The sequence below is a fragment of the Metamycoplasma salivarium genome (genome assembly GCF_900660445.2).
Classification (GTDB): Bacteria; Bacillota_I; Bacilli_A; order Mycoplasmatales; family Metamycoplasmataceae; genus Metamycoplasma; species Metamycoplasma salivarium.
In genome coordinates this window covers 690911-712415 of the sequence record NZ_LR214938.2, presented here as the reverse complement: position 1 = coordinate 712415, position 21505 = coordinate 690911, and the positions used below count along the sequence as shown (strand labels likewise).

Annotated in this window: 24 protein-coding genes; all 24 read right to left on the bottom strand. The window is 26.8% G+C overall.

Annotated features, from left to right (window positions below; translation table 4 throughout):
* Positions 1–300: 300 nt before the first annotated feature.
* Entirely contained in the window at positions 301–768 is a 468-nt protein-coding gene (gene greA, locus EXC60_RS03200; protein ID WP_024543914.1) for a transcription elongation factor GreA, read from the bottom strand.
* A complete protein-coding gene (locus tag EXC60_RS06990) occupies positions 768–1484 on the bottom strand; it encodes a BC85_0335 family putative methyltransferase (protein WP_024543913.1) in 717 nt (238 codons plus the stop codon). The genes greA and EXC60_RS06990 overlap by 1 nt, the downstream gene beginning before the upstream one ends.
* On the bottom strand, positions 1484–1834 hold the full coding sequence (locus EXC60_RS03190; protein WP_024543912.1) for a hypothetical protein: 351 nt from the start codon (positions 1832–1834) through the stop codon (positions 1484–1486). Before EXC60_RS03190 ends, EXC60_RS06990 begins: the two co-directional genes overlap by 1 nt.
* 2 nt (positions 1835–1836) lie before the next feature.
* On the bottom strand, positions 1837–2274 hold the full coding sequence (ruvX, locus tag EXC60_RS03185) for a Holliday junction resolvase RuvX (protein WP_024543911.1): 438 nt from the start codon (positions 2272–2274) through the stop codon (positions 1837–1839).
* Complete coding sequence (gene alaS / locus EXC60_RS06985) at positions 2267–4939, bottom strand: alanine--tRNA ligase (protein ID WP_129619934.1); 2673 nt, start codon at positions 4937–4939, stop codon at positions 2267–2269. The genes ruvX and alaS overlap by 8 nt, the downstream gene beginning before the upstream one ends.
* A gap of 7 nt (positions 4940–4946) precedes the next feature.
* Positions 4947–6089, bottom strand: a complete 1143-nt coding sequence (mnmA, locus tag EXC60_RS03175) for a tRNA 2-thiouridine(34) synthase MnmA (RefSeq protein ID WP_277847097.1) — start codon at positions 6087–6089, stop codon at positions 4947–4949.
* Positions 6090–6131: 42 nt separating this feature from the next.
* A complete protein-coding gene (rplT, locus tag EXC60_RS03170; protein ID WP_024543908.1) occupies positions 6132–6491 on the bottom strand; it encodes a 50S ribosomal protein L20 in 360 nt (119 codons plus the stop codon).
* A 16-nt stretch (positions 6492–6507) separates the two neighbouring features.
* Positions 6508–6696 carry a 50S ribosomal protein L35 gene (gene rpmI / locus EXC60_RS03165; RefSeq protein WP_024543907.1) on the bottom strand — a complete coding sequence of 63 codons (189 nt, stop codon included), beginning with the start codon at positions 6694–6696 and terminating at the stop codon, positions 6508–6510.
* Complete coding sequence (infC, locus tag EXC60_RS03160) at positions 6677–7351, bottom strand: translation initiation factor IF-3 (RefSeq protein ID WP_129619933.1); 675 nt, start codon at positions 7349–7351, stop codon at positions 6677–6679. Before infC ends, rpmI begins: the two co-directional genes overlap by 20 nt.
* A 102-nt stretch (positions 7352–7453) precedes the next feature.
* A complete protein-coding gene (locus EXC60_RS03155; protein ID WP_024543905.1) occupies positions 7454–8548 on the bottom strand; it encodes a nicotinate-nucleotide adenylyltransferase in 1095 nt (364 codons plus the stop codon).
* Positions 8549–8550: 2 nt separating this feature from the next.
* On the bottom strand, positions 8551–9795 hold the full coding sequence (locus tag EXC60_RS03150) for a Y-family DNA polymerase (RefSeq protein ID WP_024543904.1): 1245 nt from the start codon (positions 9793–9795) through the stop codon (positions 8551–8553).
* Positions 9795–10235, bottom strand: a complete 441-nt coding sequence (locus EXC60_RS06980; protein WP_232612553.1) for an iron-sulfur cluster assembly scaffold protein — start codon at positions 10233–10235, stop codon at positions 9795–9797. Before EXC60_RS06980 ends, EXC60_RS03150 begins: the two co-directional genes overlap by 1 nt.
* The gene (locus tag EXC60_RS03140; protein ID WP_024543902.1) at positions 10207–11385 is read right to left on the bottom strand and encodes an aminotransferase class V-fold PLP-dependent enzyme; all 1179 of its coding nucleotides are present in this window, start codon (positions 11383–11385) and stop codon (positions 10207–10209) included. The genes EXC60_RS06980 and EXC60_RS03140 overlap by 29 nt, the downstream gene beginning before the upstream one ends.
* Positions 11386–11387: 2 nt before the next feature.
* Entirely contained in the window at positions 11388–12119 is a 732-nt protein-coding gene (locus tag EXC60_RS03135) for a TlyA family RNA methyltransferase (protein ID WP_024543901.1), read from the bottom strand.
* Entirely contained in the window at positions 12119–12538 is a 420-nt protein-coding gene (locus EXC60_RS06975; RefSeq protein WP_024543900.1) for a transcription antitermination factor NusB, read from the bottom strand. Before EXC60_RS06975 ends, EXC60_RS03135 begins: the two co-directional genes overlap by 1 nt.
* Before the next feature lie 15 nt (positions 12539–12553).
* Entirely contained in the window at positions 12554–13357 is an 804-nt protein-coding gene (locus EXC60_RS03125; protein ID WP_024543899.1) for a TIGR00282 family metallophosphoesterase, read from the bottom strand.
* 82 nt (positions 13358–13439) lie between these two features.
* On the bottom strand, positions 13440–14438 hold the full coding sequence (recA, locus tag EXC60_RS03120) for a recombinase RecA (RefSeq protein ID WP_024543898.1): 999 nt from the start codon (positions 14436–14438) through the stop codon (positions 13440–13442).
* Positions 14439–14775: 337 nt separating this feature from the next.
* On the bottom strand, positions 14776–14931 hold the full coding sequence (locus tag EXC60_RS06970; RefSeq protein ID WP_156909645.1) for a hypothetical protein: 156 nt from the start codon (positions 14929–14931) through the stop codon (positions 14776–14778).
* Between the two features lie 321 nt (positions 14932–15252).
* Complete coding sequence (locus EXC60_RS03110; protein WP_024543896.1) at positions 15253–15684, bottom strand: 23S rRNA (pseudouridine(1915)-N(3))-methyltransferase RlmH; 432 nt, start codon at positions 15682–15684, stop codon at positions 15253–15255.
* A gap of 3 nt (positions 15685–15687) precedes the next feature.
* On the bottom strand, positions 15688–17508 hold the full coding sequence (gene mnmG / locus EXC60_RS03105; protein ID WP_024543895.1) for a tRNA uridine-5-carboxymethylaminomethyl(34) synthesis enzyme MnmG: 1821 nt from the start codon (positions 17506–17508) through the stop codon (positions 15688–15690).
* Positions 17509–17512: 4 nt separating this feature from the next.
* On the bottom strand, positions 17513–17842 hold the full coding sequence (gene rbfA / locus EXC60_RS03100) for a 30S ribosome-binding factor RbfA (RefSeq protein ID WP_024543894.1): 330 nt from the start codon (positions 17840–17842) through the stop codon (positions 17513–17515).
* Entirely contained in the window at positions 17835–19649 is a 1815-nt protein-coding gene (gene infB / locus EXC60_RS06965) for a translation initiation factor IF-2 (protein WP_024543893.1), read from the bottom strand. The genes rbfA and infB overlap by 8 nt, the downstream gene beginning before the upstream one ends.
* A complete protein-coding gene (locus EXC60_RS03090) occupies positions 19613–19915 on the bottom strand; it encodes a YlxR family protein (protein ID WP_129619932.1) in 303 nt (100 codons plus the stop codon). Before EXC60_RS03090 ends, infB begins: the two co-directional genes overlap by 37 nt.
* Positions 19896–21458 (bottom strand): transcription termination/antitermination protein NusA, encoded by a 1563-nt coding sequence (gene nusA, locus EXC60_RS03085; RefSeq protein WP_029670538.1) that lies wholly within the window; start codon positions 21456–21458, stop codon positions 19896–19898. Before nusA ends, EXC60_RS03090 begins: the two co-directional genes overlap by 20 nt.
* Positions 21459–21505 lie beyond the last annotated feature (47 nt).

The window sequence follows — 21505 nt, the reverse complement described above, 5'->3', positions numbered from 1 at the left end:
CTGTCTTGTTATTTTGTAATTATTTAAAATTGACGTTAATGGTATTCGTATCCAGTTTTCAAAGAACTATTTGCTAAATAAAAAATAGCAATATTAATTATACACATTAATAATTTTTTTCTTAAAAATAAAAATATTTTTTTAAATTAGTTTTTTAGCACAATTTTTTGCATCAAAAAAATGTGCGAAAATCATTAAAATGCTCAAATAAAATGGCTATATTGTTTTATAGCATTTGTATTTTATATTAAAGATAAAAAAATTTATAAAAAAAATAGACTTTTTTAGCCTATTTTGTAATTATTTAATTGATAGAACTTTTACTTTATATTTCGTAGGTGCATCAACTTCAACCAAATCACCAGCAGTTTTGCCCATCAAAGCTTTTGCTAATGAAGAAGTATTAGATATTTTTCCAGAAAAAGGATCTGCATCAAGTGAACCAACGATTGATATAGTTTGGATTTTGTCATTTTGTAAAGAAAGAATTTCGATAGTAGAACCAATTCTAATAGTATTATTGTTAGTTGATTTTATTAGTTCATAATTATCTAAAATGTGTTGTAATTCTGCAATTTCATTTTCGATTGCTGCTTGTTTGTCTCTAGCAGAATCATATTCAGCATTTTCTGATAAATCCCCTTGATTTCTTGCTTCTTTAATTTCTTCAATCACTTGAGGACGTGCAACTTCTTGTAAATGTTTTAATCTTTCTTGATATTGTTTTAAGCTTTCTTTAGTTAAATAAATTTTATCATCTGGTGCCATTAGTTTTCCCTTTCATCACTAATTTTATTTCGAACGCTATTTTTTGCTAAAAGTATAACATTTTTGTTCCCAAATTTTAGTGTTTCATATTTTAAGTTTTGTTTTTCAAAGAATTCCTTTGATGCTTTAATTTGTTTTAAATCAAAAAAGTTCAATAATAAGATTCCGTTATCACTTAGATAAGGTAAAAAAGTATCAATAGATTGAGGCAATGAGATTGTTTTTAAATTTAAAATGAAATCAAAACGTTCATTTTTTGCAATTTCTTGATCACTAATCTTAAAATCTTGAGCACTAATTTGTTTTTCTTTAATAATTTGTTGCAATTTAATATTGTTTTTATTAGCTATATGTTGTTTAACATTTTGATAAGACAATGCAGCTAAAGAAATTGATAAATAATCATTTTCATCTTCGACATATATATTACTATACTTATTTAAATAGATGGTGTTAACACAAAATGCTATAAAAAAATCAGGTCAAATTACATCATAATATTTTTTTATGCCTTCTAAAACAATGCCATAATTAGGATTAGTTATTTTTAATTTTTCAAATTCAACTATTTCATCAGGACTATAAAATTTTTTTTGAAGCTTTTTCTTATATCAAAATGTAAGAACAACTCCAATTAAAGCGATAATTAAAGCAACTGCAGCTGAAATACCCAATCCTAATTTAACTTGCGGAGATAATATTGAATTTGGATTCATTAGTTAATATCCTCATCAATTGGACCGACATTTGCTTCATAAGCTTCTTCTATACTTTCAGTTAGTAGTTTTTTGCCATCTAATGTTTTAATTTGATTATTTAATAAAAATTCCTCTACATATGGTTCAAAAATTTCTAACTCTTTGTCATCGGTAATTATCTCGAAATTATCATCAACAATCTTTGAAATCTGAACTATTGTAAATCCATCAGTATAAACAATGTATTGTTCGCCAAATTCATTAAGAGAAAACATTGCATAACAAACGAATAATTCTCCTGTTTCTTGATTTTTAAGTTGCAATTTTCTATCTTCGGTATAAATATTTATCTTTTTGTTTTTCTCCATGTCTATCCTTTATTATAAGTAGAAGCTAAATAATCTTCTAAAATAAGTTGAGCTGCAAGCGAATCTTTTTTTGTTTTACGTTTAGTTTTAGAATAACCTGCTGATTGCAAAATATTTTCAGCATTAATTGTAGTTTGTCTTTCATCTTGAAAAATGATTGGCAAATTAATTTCTTTTGCTAATATTAACTTGAAATTTTCTACCATTAATGTTCGCTCTGATTTTGATAAGTCCATTCTAAGAGGATAACCTAAAACAATAGTATCAATTTCATTTTTATATTGGCTTTCATTTAAATATCATTTAACTTTTTTAATTACTTCAGAAAATTTTTTTTCTTGAAAAAAATAGTTTTCTAATCCGGTTGCAATGATATTTAAATTATCTGAAATAGCAAAACCACAAGTCTTTGTTCCTAAATCTAAGCAAAGTTTACGCATTTAAAACCTTTTTAAGTTCTAAAATAAATTCTTTTTGAGAATTAATGATTTTAATTGAACCTTGGCAAATAATATTATTTCCACCACCTTTACCATTAAAATGTTTTGCAATAATATTAAAGTATGTCATTGCATCATATTTTTTTGAAGCAACAACTAAGAAATAATTGTTTTCTGATGAAGTTTTAGCTAATGAAATTATTAAAGCATCATTATGTGCTTCTCTAAGTTCAACTGCTATTTTTTTAGCAGTTGGAACATCATTTTCAAAAATAATATACACATTTTTGTTATTAATTGACTCTGGTTTATATTTATCAACATCAACTGTAACATTTTGCTTTTGTTTTAACAAGGTCTTATAATCATCTCTAATTTTTTGCTCTAATTTGTCATATTCATCAAGAACTTTTTCTTTTTGCAAACTATTTTTTGCATTATGTTGTGGAATTTCAAGTTTATAAGATGAATCAAGTGTTTGATTATTTTTGATTAAAGTATTTAATAATGCAATCTTTTTATAAATTTCTTGATCTAAATATTTATCGACTTCGTTAGTTGATGTAATTACTCTTAAACGATAAATTCCAGTTCCTTTAGAATCTACAGAAATAACTTTAAAATCTTCAATATCTTGAGAATTTTGGACGTGTGTTCCACCACAAAGGTCTAGTGTAATATCGTCAAATTTAACAACTCTAACTTTGTTTGCATCATGATATTCACTTTCTTCAATAGTCATTCATGCACCCAATTTTTCAGCATTTTTAATTGTTGTAACAATATAGGTTCTATTAACTTTTTTAGCAATATATCCACGCATTATTTTTTCAATATTATGAACTTCTTCTTTAGTAGGCCTATGATCTAATCCAAAGTCAAAAGTGAAATGTTCAGGATTAATATTAGAACCTAATTGTTCAATCTTTTCATGTGGATATGTTTGCCTAATTGCATGGTACATTAAGTGTGTTGCAGAGTGTCCTCTTGCAAAACCGGCACGTGCTTTTTCATCAACAAAACAATCAATTGGTTTATTAAAATCAACAATTCCTTCAACTAAATGCACTGGATTTCAATATTTGTCTTTAAAAACATCTAGAACTTTAATTTTATTTTTGCCTTGCATCATATAACCAAAATCGTGGTTTTGACCACCACTTGTTGCATAAAAAGGTGTTTTATCCAAAATTAAATAACATTTATCAGTTGCTTTATTAGTATTTGAAATTGCTTTTTCATCATTTAACATATATAAAATCTTCGAATTTTTAGTTGTTAAATAATCATAACCTACAAACTCACTTACTAAATAAGGAACTAGAGAAAGCGAATTAATTGCTTTTTGCATTCCAGCATTAACATTTGACCTTGATTCATCTTGATGTTTAACAATAAATTTTTGATAATCTTTATCAGTTCAAGTATATTTGATACCTTTTTCTTTTAGAATTTCTTTAGTTAATTCAATTGGAAACCCATAAGTGTCAAACATTTTGAAAGCCGCTTCAACTGACATTGTGCCATCTTTCGCAATTTCTTGTTCAATAAGCTTTTCACCATCATTAATTGTTTTTGCAAAAAGTTCCTCTTCGTTTTTAATAATCTCAGATACTTTTTTAACATCAATGTCATAAATTAATGAATCTTTTACAACTTTCGTTAGTTTGTATAGGAAAGTTTTTTGTTTAATTCCTAATGCAAGCCCAGCACGATATGATCTTCTAATCAAACGGCGAATAATATAACCGCGTCCTACATTTGAAGGTAAAACACCGTCATTAATTGCATTAACCGAAGCTCTCATATGATCAGCAATTATTTTAAAATAGGTATTAATTTTTGTTTGTTTAGGATCTTTTCTAAAATAATTATCAATATCATATTTTAAAGTTGTTAATTTCTCAACTTCATGAATAATCGGTAAAAATAAGTCTGTATCAAAGTTAGTTGGTGCATCTTGCATAATAGAAACAATTCTCTCTAAACCAGCACCTGTATCAATATTCTTGGTAGCTAAATCAGTGTAATTGTTTTCTCCATCATTGTTAAATTGTGAGAAAACAATGTTTCAAATTTCAACATAACGATCGTTTTCAATATCATTTTTTAAGAGTTCAATTCCTCTTTTATCATATTTTTCTCCACGATCATAAAAAATTTCAGTGTCGGGACCACATGGACCTTGACCAACATCTCAAAAATTAGTATCGCGTGTGCCTTTAATCATATGAGAGGGATCAATTCCATTTTGAATTCAATAATTATAAGTGTCTTTGTCTTCTGAATAATAGGTAATATAAATTCTTTGTTTATCTAATTTTAAAACATCAAAAATAAATTCATAGCCGAATGCAATTGCTTCTTTTTTAAAATAATCACCAATTGAAAAATTACCAAGCATTTCAAAAAATGTGTGGTGTCTTGCTGTTACACCAACATTTTCAATATCATTAGTTCTGATAGATTTTTGTGAATTTGTTAATCTCTTTGCAGGTGGAATTTTTTTACCACTAAAATAATCTTTTAATGTTGCAACTCCAGAGTTTATTCACAAAAGTGATGGGTCATTAACTGGAATTAATGATTTAGATTCAACTACTAAATGCCCTTTTGAAGCAAAAAAATCTAATCATTTTTGTCTAATTTCTTTTGATGTCATAATAAATTCCTTATCTAATGTAATCTTTTAGATTACTACCGTTAAATATTTTATCAATAATAGCTCCGCATACCACTTTGTTTTTATCATATATAACAATCTCTTGGCCAGGTGTTACAGCATCAGTGTTTGGGTATGAAACTTCAATAGTATTTTTATCAATTATTTTTAGAGATATTTTAATGTCGTCTTGACGATATCTAAATTTTGCAGTTAAATTATTTTGATCATAATTTTTAGTCAAAAAATTAGGATTTGTTGCAATTAATTTATTTGAATATAGGTATTCAGGGCAATCTTCATTTGCTACATATAATATTTTTTTATTCAAATCATGTCCAACAACAAAGTATGGTTTTTCGTAACCACCTAAGTTAAGCCCTTTTCGTTGGCCAATTGTATAATACATAGCACCACTATGTGTTCCAACTATTTTATTGGTTGCAATATCAACTATATTTCCAGGCATTGAAGGAATATAATTTTTTAAAAATTCAGTAAATTTTCTTTCACCAATAAAACAAATTCCAGTTGAGTCTTTTTTTGTTGCGGTTTTTAGATTCAATTCTTTAGCAATTTTTCTAACTTCATCTTTAGTAATATTTGCTAATGGAAACAAAACTTTTTCTAATTGTTTATTTGAAAGTTGAGCTAAAAAATATGATTGATCTTTTGACAAATCTTTAGCTTTAAAAAGTTCACCATTAATTTGGTTTGCATAATGACCCATTGCAATATAATCAGCTTTAAGTTCATTAAAAGCATAATTTGCAAAATAGTCAAATTTGATGTATTTATTACAATAAATATCAGGGTTTGGTGTTCTACCTTTTTTATATTCATCAATTAAATATGTAAAAACATAATCTCAATATTCTTTAATAAAATCAATTCGATACAGTTTAATCCCTAATTGTTTTGCAACATCCATTGCATCTTGATAATCTTGTTCTTGTGGACAAATATTTTGTGAAATTTTGTTGTTTCCCAAAATGTCATTATTAAGCATTGAATCTCAATTTCTCATGAAAAGTCCAATAACTTCATATCCTTGTTTTAAAAGTAAATATGCGCAAACACTGGAGTCTACTCCACCACTTAATCCTAGTACTACTCTTTTTGCCATATTTATTTTCCTTAAATTGTTATATAAAAAGATAAAAGACTTACATATGTGCAAGTCTTTGATTAATCTTTATTTAGAAGTTAAAGCTTTTTTTGCCTTTTCTACTATATTATTAAATGTACTTGCATGATTAATTGCAAGTTCTGAAAGCATTTTTCTATTAATTTGAATATTTGTAAGTTTCAAACCTTCAATTAATCTTGAATAAGTAATTCCTAATGGTCTACATGCTGCATTAATTCTTGCAATTCATAATCTTCTAAATTCACGTTTAATTTGTTTACGGTCTCTGAATGCATATGTTCATGATTTAACAACAGCTTGTTTAGCTACTTTGTAACCGATTGATTTGTGTCCTCAGTAACCTTTAGCTAATTTTAATCATTTGTTACGTCTTCTTCTTGTTACTATTCCGCCTCTTGTACGCATGACATTCCTTTCCTAATTAAATTAATTCCTTGTATCTTTGAAAATCTGAATGAGATAAATCAGATCCTTTACGTGAATGACGTTTTTGTTTTGTGGTTTTATTTTGTGCTAAATGTGACCTATAAGCATTACCACGTTTAACTTTACCTGTTGCAGTGATCTTAATTCTTTTTTTAAGAGCACTTTTAGTTTTCATTTTTGGCATCGGTTTCTCCTTCGTTAACTTCTTTTTCTTTATTGTTAGTTTTCAATGCTTCAACTTTCTTTTTATCTTTTTCAATATACATATCTAAGAAACGATCATTTTGCAAAGTTGCAGCTTTTGATACTTTCGCAACATCCTCTACCATTGCAAAAAACTTATCTAGAATTTCATTTCCAAGGTCAGTTCTACTACGTTCACGGCCTCTAAACTTAACAGAGATTTTAACTCTATCACCATTAAGAATAAATTCTCTAGCTTTTTTAGCTTTTGTTTTTAAATCATTATCCCCAATAAGTGGTGTTAATCTAATTTCTCTATTAGTAGTTACACTTTGTTTTTCTTTATTGGCTTTTTGTTTTTTCTTTTTGTCATATTTGAATTTTCCATAATCCAAAATTTTAGTTATAGGTCTATTATTGTCTAAAGCTATTAACACCAAATCCATATTTGATTCTTGTGCTTTTGCAATTGCTTCTTCTTTAGACATAACTCCTAATTTTTCATTGTTTTGATCAAAAACAAAAACTTTCTTGTAAGGTATGTGTTGGTTTATGACATATTCTGCTTTGGGCAAACGACTATTTTTGTTATCTGTTGATTGAATAACTAACTCCTTTATAAAATAATAAAAAGTGGTTTTTGGTCCACTTCTCATTGCTAAAAAATACAAAATTTATGATAGCAACCCATACAAATAAGTCATAGGGTGAGAAATGAATCTACTTTCGCTATAAAAGCAATTACATTTTAGCATAAACTAAATGTTTTTTGATCACTTTTCATAGATATTTTTTTGTTCTTCGTCAAAGGTAATACCCTTAGCTAAATTAAATTCAATTCCACATTCTTTAACTACCGCTGCAAACCCTTTTTCAAAATTATTATTTGCTAATTTTCTTAATTTTTGAACACCTGCAAATTTTCTACCCATACATATTTTGTCAGCAGTATAAAGTATTTTATCTAATATAGTTATTTCATACGCTAAGCTAGTATGAATGTTAATAGCAGACAAAACATCAGAATTTTTGAATTTATAAACATCTCTTAAATAATAAAATGCTGTTGTTTGGTGAATTTTATATTCATCAATTTGATTAATACCATATTGTTTTAAAAAATTAAGTGCTTTATCAATTGGTCATTCTTTTGTTATGTCATGCATAAGTCCTGCTAAATAAGCATTATTTTGCATATTTTTATCTTGCTTATAAACTTTTTTTGCAAATTGTAAACACATATCCGCTGTTGAAAGTAAATGCATATAACGATCATAAGATAAATTGCTTTTTGCAATGTTTTTAAAATATAAACAATTTTCTCCAATATATTCTTGAACTTTTTCACTAACTTGTGAAAAATCACCATTACGATATTTAGTCGAAGAAAATTCGTAAATTGGATTATCTAATAAAAGACAATTATATTTTTTTAGATTTGCATGTTTTATGAAATTATCTCTTTTAAAAATAGTTATTTTTACTAATTTTGCAATGTCATCAATATCTTTTCATTTGTGTAATGAATTTAAATTATCTGAGCCAATTAATAAATATATTTCATCATTGGGGAATTTATTTACAAAATGTCTAACTGTGTCAATTGTATATGAGTCATAAATGCGTTTTGCTTCAAAATCCGATATTTTCATTTTTGGATTATTTATTGCTAACTTAATCATATTAATGCGATGATTAACATCTACATAATCATTAATTTTTTTAAATGGATTTTTATAGGCAGGGACAAAATAAAGTTCATCTAAATCAAGTAAAGAAATTGCATCATTTGCTACTAAAATATGCCCTTTATGAATTGGATTAAAACTTCCACCAAATATAGCAATTTTCATATTTATTTGTATTCCTTTCCATTATTTTTTTGAAGCATAACATCTTCTTTTATAAATTTTATTCCCTTTGATTTTGCTTTTTTATCTAATTTTAAATCGCTTAAAGTTTTTAGACTATTTTTGCCAAGATGTTGGTTGATAGAAAAAATAATGCTTTTGATATTATCTTGTTCTAAATTAGTAAATAAATCAATAAAATTGTTTTGATTAAATATAAGTCTGAGATTTGAAACTCTTATTCCTATTCCCCTTAGAGGTTCTTCATTTCAATGCTTATCAAATAATTTTAAAGCTATATTTGTGATAGTTTCAGCATCATTTACATATTCATTTATTTTGGTTTGAAAAGAAACTCAATGTTTGTTAATGTTTCTAAATTGAATAGTAATAACATTTCCTTCATAATTGTGAAATTTTAATCTGCTTGATATGAAATAAGAAATGTCTTTTATTTTTTGAATAAGAATTGAATAATTTTGAACATCATCAAATAAAAATGTTTCTTGATTTCCCATTCCCTTCATATTAGAAGATGCAATTAAAACATCATTAGTTTTTTCACCTTTCATTTGCAAAAGAACATTTAAATAATTTTTCCCAAATATGTTTCTTAGCAATCTTTCATTATTGAAATTTAGTAAATCCTCATATGTAGATATTCCAATTTCTTTTAATTTTTTTGAGCTTGCTTTGCCAATTCCAAAAACTCGAGAAATATCTAAACTATAAAAATTCTTTCTAATATCTTTTTTGTTTTGTGTTCATCTAACTCCATGTGGTTTTGCTAAATTAGTAGACATTTTTGCTAAAAATTTTGTAAAAGAAATGCCAATAGAACAAGGTATATGAAATTTTTGAAAAATATCATCTTGAATTTTCATAGCAAATGCAACTGGATTTTGATCATTTTCTAATTGAATTTGTAAATAGCATTCATCAATTGAGAAAATTTCAAGTTTTCTAGAATATTTTTCTCTTAAAAAATTAAAAATATGAGATGAAATCAAGGTATACAAATTATAGTTTGGGTGAACAATTACTAAGTCTTTTACTTTTTGCTTAATGATTTGAATAGAATCGCCTGATTTAAAACCCATTTGTTTTAATTCATTTGAAATAGCAGCAGCAATACTACGTTTATATTCGTTGGCAATTGCAATTGGTTTACCCACTAATTTAGGTTCTAAATATCTCTCACAACTTACAAAATATGTATCCATATCAATATGAAAAATATATTCTATCATTATAAGGCCTTTTTAAATGCACGATAAATAATAGAGGCACACTCTAATCTATTTAAATGAACTTTAACATTTTCGAAAACTTGTAGTTTTTCTAATTTTTTTAATGAAGCAATATTTTTATCATCTAGTTTTTTATTTATCATTTTGAAATATAAATCTAACAATTTTGAAATTTCAGTTTTTGATTTATTTAAAAACAAATCTATTGCTAAATCACAACTAGCTAAAAATACTCCACATCCAACTGCTTCATATTTTGCATTAGTCAAAACATCATCTTTTCAAACTAATTTTAGTCTTAAATCATCAACACAAACATTTGAATGTTCGGCTATTAAATCTTCTTCTAACAACATTTGCGTTTTATATTTGGGGTTTACATAAGCATCAAATATAATTTGCCTTACATCACTATTTGAATAAGAACTCAATGAAATCACCCCCTTCTTTTAATGCAGAAATTAGTTTGTCTATATCTTCCTTGTTATTATAAATAGAAAGCGAAACTCTAATATAAGAATTTGCAAAATTAGACAATTTCGATAACATTTGTGCACAAAATTTCCCTGCCCTAACATAAATGCCTTTTTCATTTCCTAAATATGATGCAACATCTTGCGGAGGAATATTTTTAATATTAAATAAAGTAATAGTATCGCCTCTTGAAGATCTTATTTCAACATCATTTAATTTAGAAAGTTCATCATACAAATATTCAGCAAGCGCATTTTCATATTCTTTAATTTTTCTATAACCAATTTTGTTGACAAAATCTATTGCAGCATCAAATTGAAATATACCTGCTAAATTTGCTGTCCCTGGTTCAAATTTGGCATTACTATTATTTGGAGTTCAACTACAATAGTCAATATCATGCACTTGACCTCCACCTCATTTAACAGGTTCTAACCTACTTTTTAATTCATTTTTAATAATTAGAGCACCTATTCCGGTAGGACCATATAATTTGTTTGCAGAAAATGCGATAACATCACAATTATTTAATGACACACGTTCGTGAGCAATAGCTTGTGCGGCATCGTTTATTAAAATTGTTCCATATTTTTTACACTTTTTATAAATAGTTTTTAAATCATATTTCACATTAAAATTGTTTGTAATTTGCGACAAAGCAACAATCTTTGTATCTTTATCAATAAGAGAAAGCAAATCTTTTTGGTCACTAAAATAATTTATTTTTATATCTTTATTTTGACTAAATAATTCTATAAAAGGAATTATGTTAGAACTATGATTAAAATACGATAGTAGAATTTGCCCCTTATCAACAATCTTTGTTAGCGTTCTTGCTATTATATTTAATGAATCAGTTGTGCCCGAACTAAAAATTACTTCGCTTGAGTTTGCATCGACTAATTTAGCAATATGTTCACGAGTTTCATCAATTTTATGAATTGTATATACTCCAAGTTTCGAATCTGCAGTACGTGATGAAATTGAATATTTTTCATAAAAATCGTTGCCTGCTTTAATAACCATTTTAGGTTTTAATGCTAATGCAGCATTATCAAAATATACCAATTTAGGATTATTCAATAACATTGGAAATTTTTTTCTTACATTTAACATGATTATTCCCTTTCAAACAATGAAATATATTCAATATTTTTAGATTTCTGACCAGTAATTGGACTTTCATATGCATTAATAAATTTAAAATGATTATTTTTTGCATATTCAATCACTGTTTTAATTATTCGCTCATGATGTTTTTGTTCAACAATACCTCGTTCTAAAACTAAAGATGAAGGTGCTTCAAATTGAGGTTTAATTAATATCATTAACTTAGACCCACTTTGCAGTAAATCTTTTGACACTTGAAGCACATACTTTGCACTAATAAATGAAACATCGCAAGTTATAAATTCAATTTGTTCTTTAAAAAAATTTGTAGTTAAGTCTTTTAAATTTGTTTTTTCATAAACAACTACTTTTGGATTAATTCTTAATGAATAGTCTAACTGATTTGTTCCAACATCAACTGCATAAACTTTTTTAGCATTATTTTCTAACAGAACTTGAACAAATCCGCCAGTTGAACTTCCTATATCTAAACAAACTAAATTATTTAATTTTAGATTAAATTTTTCAATAGCTGCTACTAATTTAAATGCCCCTCTTGAAACATACTTTTTAGGTTCTAATAACTCTAAATTTAAATTTGTAATTTCAAATTTCATAAAAGGTAGAAATGATTTCTCTCCATTAACAATTACTTTTCCTTCTTTAATAAAAGCTAATAATATTTTTTTGGAATAGTTATTATATTTGTCTATTAAAATCTTTATTAATTCTTTTTTCATTATTTTTTATCCACAAGCTTTGAAGCAATTAAATCTAATGCTTTGTTAACCAATTTATACACAGTTCCTGGTATATAAATTTTTGTAATATTAATCATTTCATTAATAACGATTTTAGGATTATTTAAAAAAAGTTCATATGTGCCATATAACAAAATTGCTCTAACTAATGGTTGCAGTCTTTCTCATTCTCAGTCTGCACTTAATGCAGCAATTATTATTTTTTTTAATGAGTCATACTTTGCTTCAATTTGTTCAATAATTTTTATTGCATTGTCATCTAAATTATCGTCTTCAAATATTTGTTTTGAATCAACTTTTTGGTCAAAAAGCTCATATTTGTATATTGTATTGATAATTTCAGTCCGCTTTTTTAAAGCATTAATCAAAAAAATCATTTTATCTTGTTCTGTTTTCATAGAGCTAAATCCTTTTTATTCCCAAATATTTATCAGTTTTATAAACTTATCTTCTTTGTTTTTGGTTAATCTAAAAACAATTCCGTTTAATTGACATTGATTTTTTGAAACTTGAAACGAAACAAATGAACCAAATCTCATTTTTTCATAAACTTCTTGAAAATTAGAACCAATGGCACAGTTTCTAGGACCACACATACCGGCATCCGTTGCATAATATGTACCATTTGGTAAAATTCTTGCATCATTGGTTTGAACATGGGTGTGTGTGCCAAAAAATGCATCAACTTTACCATCAACATATAAAGAAAATACAGATTTTTCAGCAGTTGTTTCAGCATGAAAATCTATAATGTAATAATCTGCATGATTTTCTTCATATAATTTATCAAAACTATCAAAAAAATTGTTTGCACTTTGTTCTTCTCAAGGCGCTAATAATGGGTTAAAAGTAATTCCCATAAATGACATAACAGCAATTTTTTTGCCTTTTACATTAAAAATTCTTATTCCTTTGCCAGGATATTTATTGTTAATATTAGCAGGTCTTATTAACTCATTTTTATTAATTATTTCTTTAATTTTATCTTTTGCTCAAACATGATTTCCCAAAGTGAATGCATCAACTCCAATAGATCTTAATTTTTTAAAATCTTTGGGTTCAAAACCTTTTCTACCTGAAACATTTTCTGCTTGTGCAATTACAAAATCGATATCATATTCTTTTTTAATTTTTGATAAATATTTATTGACTACCTTAATTCCCGGATCACCAAAAATATCCCCTAAAAATAATACATTTATTGATTCATTATTCATATGATACCTCTTAATAAAAATGCAAACTATCTATGTTAATATAAATAATAGTATTATTTTTTATAAATAATTCAATTATTTTTTATTCATTATCAGAATTTAATTTTTCTAATACTAAAGTTGTAATTTTTTCACGTAGCTCATTATTGTTTTCTAACAATATTTGTAGATTTACAATTCCTTGTGCAATATTTTCGTTTTCAAAACTATACCATGACCCTTTTTTAATCAAAATATCAAATTGTTCAGCAAATTTAATTATTTCTGCAATCTTTGAAATACCTTTTGAAAAAACTATTTCTATATTTGTAATTTTATAAGGTGCTGCTAATTTATTTTTAACAACTTTGCATTTTACTTGATTACCAATAATAGCTTCGCCTTGACCTAAATTCTGTTGTTTTCTCACTTCTAATCTAATTGTTGAATAGAATTTTAATGCTTTACCACCAGGTGTAGTTTCTGGGTTTCCAAAAATAATTCCCACCTTTTCTCTAATTTGATTAATAAATATGATTGCAGTTTTGTTTTTTGATAAAGATCCTGTAATTTTTCTCAATGCTTTAGACATAAGTCTTGCTTGCGCACCAATAACTTGATCTTTCATTTCTCCTTGAAGTTCAGCTTCTGGTACTAATGCTGCTACTGAATCAACAACAATTAAATCAATAGCACCTGTTTTTGCTAAACAATCCACAATTTCTAAGGCCTGTTCGCCTGAGTCTGGTTGTGATAATATCAATTTATCAATATCAATCCCTAAATTCTTTGCATAAATAGGGTCAATTGAGTGTTCTGCATCAATAAAAGCTGCAATTCCACCTTGTTTTTGAACTTCTGCAATTGCATGCAAAGCAATTGTTGTTTTTCCTGAACTTTCAGGGCCATAAATCTCAATTATTCTCCCTTTTGGTCAACCACCTATACCTAATGCTTTGTTAATAGCAAGTGAGCCAGAGTCTATAGTTTCAGGAATAATATCAGGTTTATTTCCCAAAATCATAATTGATTCTTTTCCAAACTTCTTCTCAATTTCTTTAAAAGTTTCTTGAAGTAGTTTGTTATTCATTAATTCATTCATTTCTTGTTCTTTTTTCATTTTTTATATCCCTTCACTTATTACTATAAAGCATATATACATATAATCTTAAAATTTGAGAAACATTTGTGAAAGATTTGAGAAAGCTTAACTCTTACAAAATTATAGAATTTTGTGAATAAAAAATATGCCTTTGCATAAAAACATTAGCATATTTAAGAAACTTTATTTTTCAATTCTAATTTGATAAACCATTTTCGAAATTTTCTTGCTTATTGCTTTTATATTTTCTATTTGGTGATCGATTTGTTCATTTGAATATTTTAAAGCGTTTTTATTATTTAAATTACCATGCGAAATTATTAAATTTTTCGAGTTTTTAATTTTTTTTGTTAGCCCTTAAAATTGTAGAATATGAAATATTCAAATCTCTAGCTTTCTCTCACAAATTTCTACCATCGTTTCTTTGCAAAGCATTAAATATTTTGTTATGTTTTTCTGAAAAGGTTCATTTGTTTTTACCAATTTTATTCATTATTATCGTCTCTTAACAATCTTAATAAAACTAGCAAATTGCTTTCTAATAGGCATATGTCAAATTGTTTTCTAACTCATGAATACGCTTAAAGATAGAGCACTAGATTATTTGTATAATAGTTATATTCTCAAAAACATTCATGATGATGTTGAAACACACTATAAAGGGGGACACTACAATTCAGTCCAACTACTATGCTCAATATTGTGGTTAATCAAATTAAACAATTTGCCAAATGCATTAGCATTTGGTTTTTTATTGCCAAATAAAAAAATCTATCCAAAATTCTTGGAAAGATAATTTAAATCAAATTAAAATTTACTTATGATATTTAATGTTATTTTTAATAGCAAAACCACGAAAAATTTGTTCAACTAACATAATTCTAAAAAGTTGATGTGGAAAAGTTAAATCTGAAAATGATATTTTATTTAAAAAATATGTTTCATCAACTCCATTACTACCACCAATAATAAATGTTAAATTATCAACATCTAACATTTTGCTAAATTCAATGCTATCCATTTTTTTGCCATACAATGATAAATATATAACATGCGAATTTTTAGGAATTTTTTCTAAAATTAATTTTGTTTCTTTTTTAATTTTAAGTTCGATATTTTCTTCAACAATTTCTTTAATTTCAATTAAATTAATCGATGCAAAAAAGTTAATCTTTTTAATATATTCTTGATAAATAGGTTTGTATTTATCATTTAAACTACCAACTGCAATAATATTAATTTTCATATTTTATTTCTTGTTATTTAATCAATAGATTAACATTTGAATATCAGCGGGATTTATTCCGCTAATTCTTGAAGCTTGACCAATTGTGGTGGGTTTTATTTTATTTAATTTTTCTCTAGCTTCTATGGCTAAATTAGGAACTTGATAATAATCAATTTCAGTTGATAGTTTTAATTTCTCTAAATGGTTCATTTTTTCGGCCATTGATTGTTGTTTTTTAACATATCCAAATAATCTAACTTGAATAGTAAGTTCATTAGGATATGGAAAATCTTTACCTAAAACATCAATGGAATCAACTTCTGGATTTGCTAATAATTTTAATTTTGAAGAACCATTAACAACATTGTATTTAAGTCCTATATCAGATGTTGATGAAACATATTCATTTTTAAGTTCTTGAATTCTTTTGTTAATCAATTTATATTTATTAACAACTTCATCATATTCAGCCTTAGAAATCATTTTATTTTCATAAGCATATTTGGATAAACGTTCATCAATATTGTCATTTCTTAAAATCAAACGGTATTCAGCTCTACTTGTTAACATTCTATAAGGTTCATTTGTACCTTTGGTAACAATATCATCAATTAAAACTCCAATATAACCATCTGACCTAGCAATTTCTAAAGGAGACATATTGTCTAATTTATTTGCTGCATTAATTCCAGCAATTAAGCCTTGCGCTGCTGCTTCTTCATAACCGCTTGTACCGTTGGGCTGACCTGCGGAAAAGAAATTGTTTAATTTCTTAGATTCTAAAGATTTATATAAATTTAATGGATTTATTGCATCATATTCAATAGCATATCCATATTTTTGCACTTTAGCATGTTCAAGTCCAGGAATTGATTTAACCATTAAATCTTGGACATCTTCTGGCATTGAAGTTGAAAGCCCATTAATGTACATAATATCGCCTTTAGCAGTTTCTGGTTCAAAGAAAATATGATGTGACACTTTATCAGGAAATCTAACAATTTTATCTTCAAAGCTAGGACAATATCTAGGACCTATACCAATAATAAGTCCTGAATATAAAGAACTTTTCTTAATATTCTTTTCAACAATTTCTTTAGTTTCTTGTGTGCTATGTGTCAAATAGCAACAAGTTTGGCTATCTAATTTAATGTTTGAATGTTTTGAAAATGAAAGTTCATTAGGCTCTAAAAATTCTTTTTCAACTTTTGAAAAATCAATTGAATCTGTATAAATTCTGCAAGGAGTTCCAGTTTTTAAACGTAAAATTTCAAACCCATATTTTTTAAGATTTTCAGAAAGTTTACTGCTTCTTTTTTCTTTATCAGGTCCTTCATAAGCAACATTCTCACCACGCAAGATTCTTGCGTTCATATAAACACCTGTCGTCATTATTGTTACCTTAGAATATATTTCACCATTATTTTTAGTAACAACTCCAAGACAAGTATTATCTTTAACAATTAAATCTTCAACTTCATCTTCAATTAAAGTAATATGTTTATTTTTTAGAATATCATCTAAGATAATTTTGCAATATTTATCTTTGTCAATTTGGGCACGCAATGATCAAACTGCAGGACCTTTTGAAGAATTTAACATCTTAATTTGAATCATTGCTTTGTCAGCAAAAATACCTTGCATTCCACCCAAGGTGTCAATTTCTCTAGTAATTATTCCTTTAGCAGAACCTCCAATTGAAGGATTGCAAGGTAACATTGCAAGTTTATTTTTATTTAAAGTAATTAACGCTACATAAAAACCACGCTTAGCGAGAGCATAACTAGCTTCGATACCAGCGTGGCCTCCGCCAATAACTATGGCGTCAAATTTATTTTGCATATTGTTATTTTTTAAGATTATCTAGAATCTTTTCAATTCTAGCAGCTTCAGGTTCAACAGTATCAATGTTGAATTTAAGTTCTGGCAATTTTTTGTAGTGTCAATTTCTTGCAACAACTGAACGAATAAATGGTGTCATTTTAGTAACTTTTTCTAAATATCTTTCTTTGTCTTTAAAAAATGTTACATAAACTTTTGCATATGAACCATCGTTTGTTAAAGTAACATCATTGATTGCAACATTTGTTGTATCAAAGTCTTGTAACTCATAAAATGCATCTCCAATTAGTTTTAATAATAAGCTAGCTTTTCTTTCATGTGTAATACTATTCATCTTTTAATACATCCTCATAAAATTTTAATTCATCATCTACTTCTATTTTATCAAAGTCTTTGATATGAGTTCCAAAATCAAACCCTTTTTCAACAATTTTGACATCATTCTTTTCTCTTTTTAAGGAATTAATATTTCCTTTAAAAATTGATTTTCCTTTTCTAAAAACTTCAACTTTACAAAATTCTTTACATACACCTTGTAGTTGTTTACATCCAGCAATAGTTCCAACTTTAGAATAATAAAATAATTGAATAACTTGTGCTTGACCAATTCCTTTTTCTTCATAAACTGGTTCTTTTAAAGTTTTTGCTAATGCTTCTAATTCCTCAATTATTTTGTAAATAATGTTGTGCTTTTTGATTTTTACATTTCTAAGCTCGGCTAATTTTGCAATATCACCACTAATTGAAGAATTATTGAATGCATAAATCCTTGCATTTGAAGCTTCGGCTAAAATTACATCTGCTTTATTAATTTCTCCGGCATTTGCTCTAATAACATTAATTAAAACTTCATCATTTTTAATTTTAGAAACTGAATTTTTAATTGCTTCTGCAGTTCCTTGAACATCAGTTTTAATAATAATGTTAATGACTTTCATACCATCTTCAATGTTGATAGCATTTTTAGTGTTGATTTCTTTTTGTTTATCTAAATAAGATTTTTCATCAGCTAATTTTTTAGCAAATTTTTCATCTTTTAAAACAACAAATCTATCACCAGCTAAAGGATTGTGATTAAGTCCTGTAATAACACAAGGAGTTCCAGGTAATGCTTTTTCTAATGGTTTTCCTTCAACGGTTGTTAAACTTCTAATATTTCCAAATTGTGCGCCAGCAACAATAAAATCTCTTGGATATAAAGTACCATTTTGAACAATAACTGTTGAAACAACACCTTTACCTTTATCCAATTTTGATTCAATAATAGTTCCAATTGGATCACGATTTAAGTTTGCTTTTAAATCTAGCATATCTGCTTGCAAGAAAATTGCTTCTAAAAGTTGATCAATGTTTTGATTTTTTATCGCTGAACCATAAACAAATTGAACATTACCGCCTCATTCTTCACACACAATATCATGTTCTGCAAGTTGAGATTTAACCTTTTCTAAATCAATTTGAGGTTTATCAATTTTGTTAACAAAAACAATAATTGGAACATTGGCGGCTTTAGCATGGTCAATTGCTTCTATAGTTTGAGGTTTAACTCCATCGTCAGCAGCAACTACAATAACAACAATGTCAGTTACTTTCGCTCCACGAGCACGCATTTCGGTAAATGCTTCATGGCCAGGAGTATCTAAAAATGTAATTTTTCGGTTTTTAAATGCAACTTGATAAGCCCCTGTATGTTGTGTAATTCCTCCAAATTCTGAATCTAAAATATTTGATTTACGAATTTGGTCAATTAAAGTAGTTTTTCCATGATCAACATGTCCCATAATAGTAACAATTGGTGGTCTAACTGTTAAATCTTTAGGATCATCAGCAATTTCCAATTTGTCAAATAAATTTTGTGCATCGACATTGTCTTCTTTTTTAAAATCTAAATTAAATTCTAAACAAAGTTCTGCAATTTCCTCTTCGTTTAATGAAGTGTTAATGGTTTTCATTTTTCCCATTTTAAAATAATAAGTAATAATTTGTGCAGGCGTTTTTTTAATTTTTTCTGCAAATTCAGAAATTGTTAAAGGACCATGAAAAATGAAAACTCCATCTTGTAAGGCAGTGGTTTTTCCTTGGCTTAATTGTTCTTTAATATTTGCTATATTTGATTTTCTTTTATCTTGCTTTTTATCCATTCATCCACCTCACTTTTTATAGTATTATACATTTCAATGTCAATATTTTGCCTAAATGTTTTGTTTAGAAGTTTTCTCTTAAATAAAATATCAAGTTGTGAAATATTGTTTAAACAATATGCACCTTTGCCTTTTAAATTACTTTCTGGATCAAAATGGACTTCACCATTTTTTAATTTTGCAAACCTAATTAGCTCAGAAATTGGATAAATTTGTCCATCAACAATTGATTTTCTTGAAATGATTTTATTCTCAGTCTTCATCATTAATATCACTTAAATCAATATCACCTAAAATATCATTATCTTGTTGGAAATCTTTTAGTTTAGTTTTTGCAATTTTTTCATAGTCGTCTTTTTCGTCAGTTTTATTATTTTTAATTGCTTTTTCTAAATCCTTATAAACATCTTCAGTATTGTTTGTATCTAAGACATTTTCTCTTGCTTCTTCAATTGTTGCATCAATAGTGTCAGTTAGATTTGAACCTAATAATTGTTCTTCAAAATTAGTTGATTTAATTTGTGATTGCATTTCTGCAATTTCCATTGCAAAATCATCCAAATTAATTTTATTTTTATCATCAAATCCAATTGGAGTTTTTTGTCTTGATTTGAAATTTGAACGAAGTTTTTTTCCTTGTTCTAAAATCTTGAAATCTTCATCAGTTACATTTCCATTTTCTATGTTATAAGCAATATGTTTTTCATCAGCTTCTGATTGGCTAATGATGTCTAATTTTGCTTTAACAATATCAGATGCTAGTAAAACATTATGTCCTTTTTTGCCAATTGCAAGTGTGTGTTGAACATCAGGAACAATCACAATATAAGCAGATTTAGAACCATTTGTTGGTTTAGTTTGAATAATATCAATTACTTTAGCAGGGCTAATTGCATTCATAATTAACTGCTTTTTATCTTCAGAATATTGTACTAAATCGATTTTTTCTCCTTTTAATTGTTCAGAAATTGCAGAAATTCTTGCAGCATTTCTTCCAATAATTGAACCGATTTCTTCAATATATGCAGGCGCGGTTGGTGATTTTTTAACAACAACTTTCGATCTAAGCCCAGCAATTCTTGCAATATAAGCAATTTCAACATAACCTTGTGCAACCTCAGGAATTTCATTGTAAAACAATTTAACTAAAATTTTATCATCAACATTTGACACTAAAAGTTGTGCGTTTTTGTTATCTTGCAAAAGTGAAACAATACATACATCAATTGTATCTGCTGGAGATAGTGAATCTGTAATTTTCTTATTAGCAGCTGAATTTGGCATAAATGCTATAACTTTAGGATTTTCGACAAGTTCTAGTAAAATTCCATTCTTTTGATATTGACTTAATCTAGCTTTTACAACTTCGCCAATTTTGTTTTGGTAGTCATTAATAATTCTATTTTTTTCAAAATCATTAATTAAACCTTTGAAATTTTCTAAAATTTTGACAAAATCACGTTTTGAAAAACTATCCAAATCAATTTCTTCACTAACAAAATCATCAATTTTTGCTTTTTCTTTAATTGTTTTTGCAATTGAAAGAGGAACTTCAATAAATCTAACTATATCACTTGGATTTTTTGGGTCTTCAACAACTAATTTCTTGTGGTTGATAATTGATAAATTATTATTTGCTTCATCAATAATAAATTCAAGTTCTGCATCTTCATCATAAGTTCCATAAATAACTTTCTCAACTGATTGTTTAAAATAATCAATAATTACTTCTTTTGGAATATTTCTTAAATTTGATAAATTAAAAATACTTCTTAAGAATTCTTTAAATTTTAAATCACTACTTTCCATAGCATTTGCCTTTCTATATAAAAAAGTTAGCAACACGCCAACTTTTT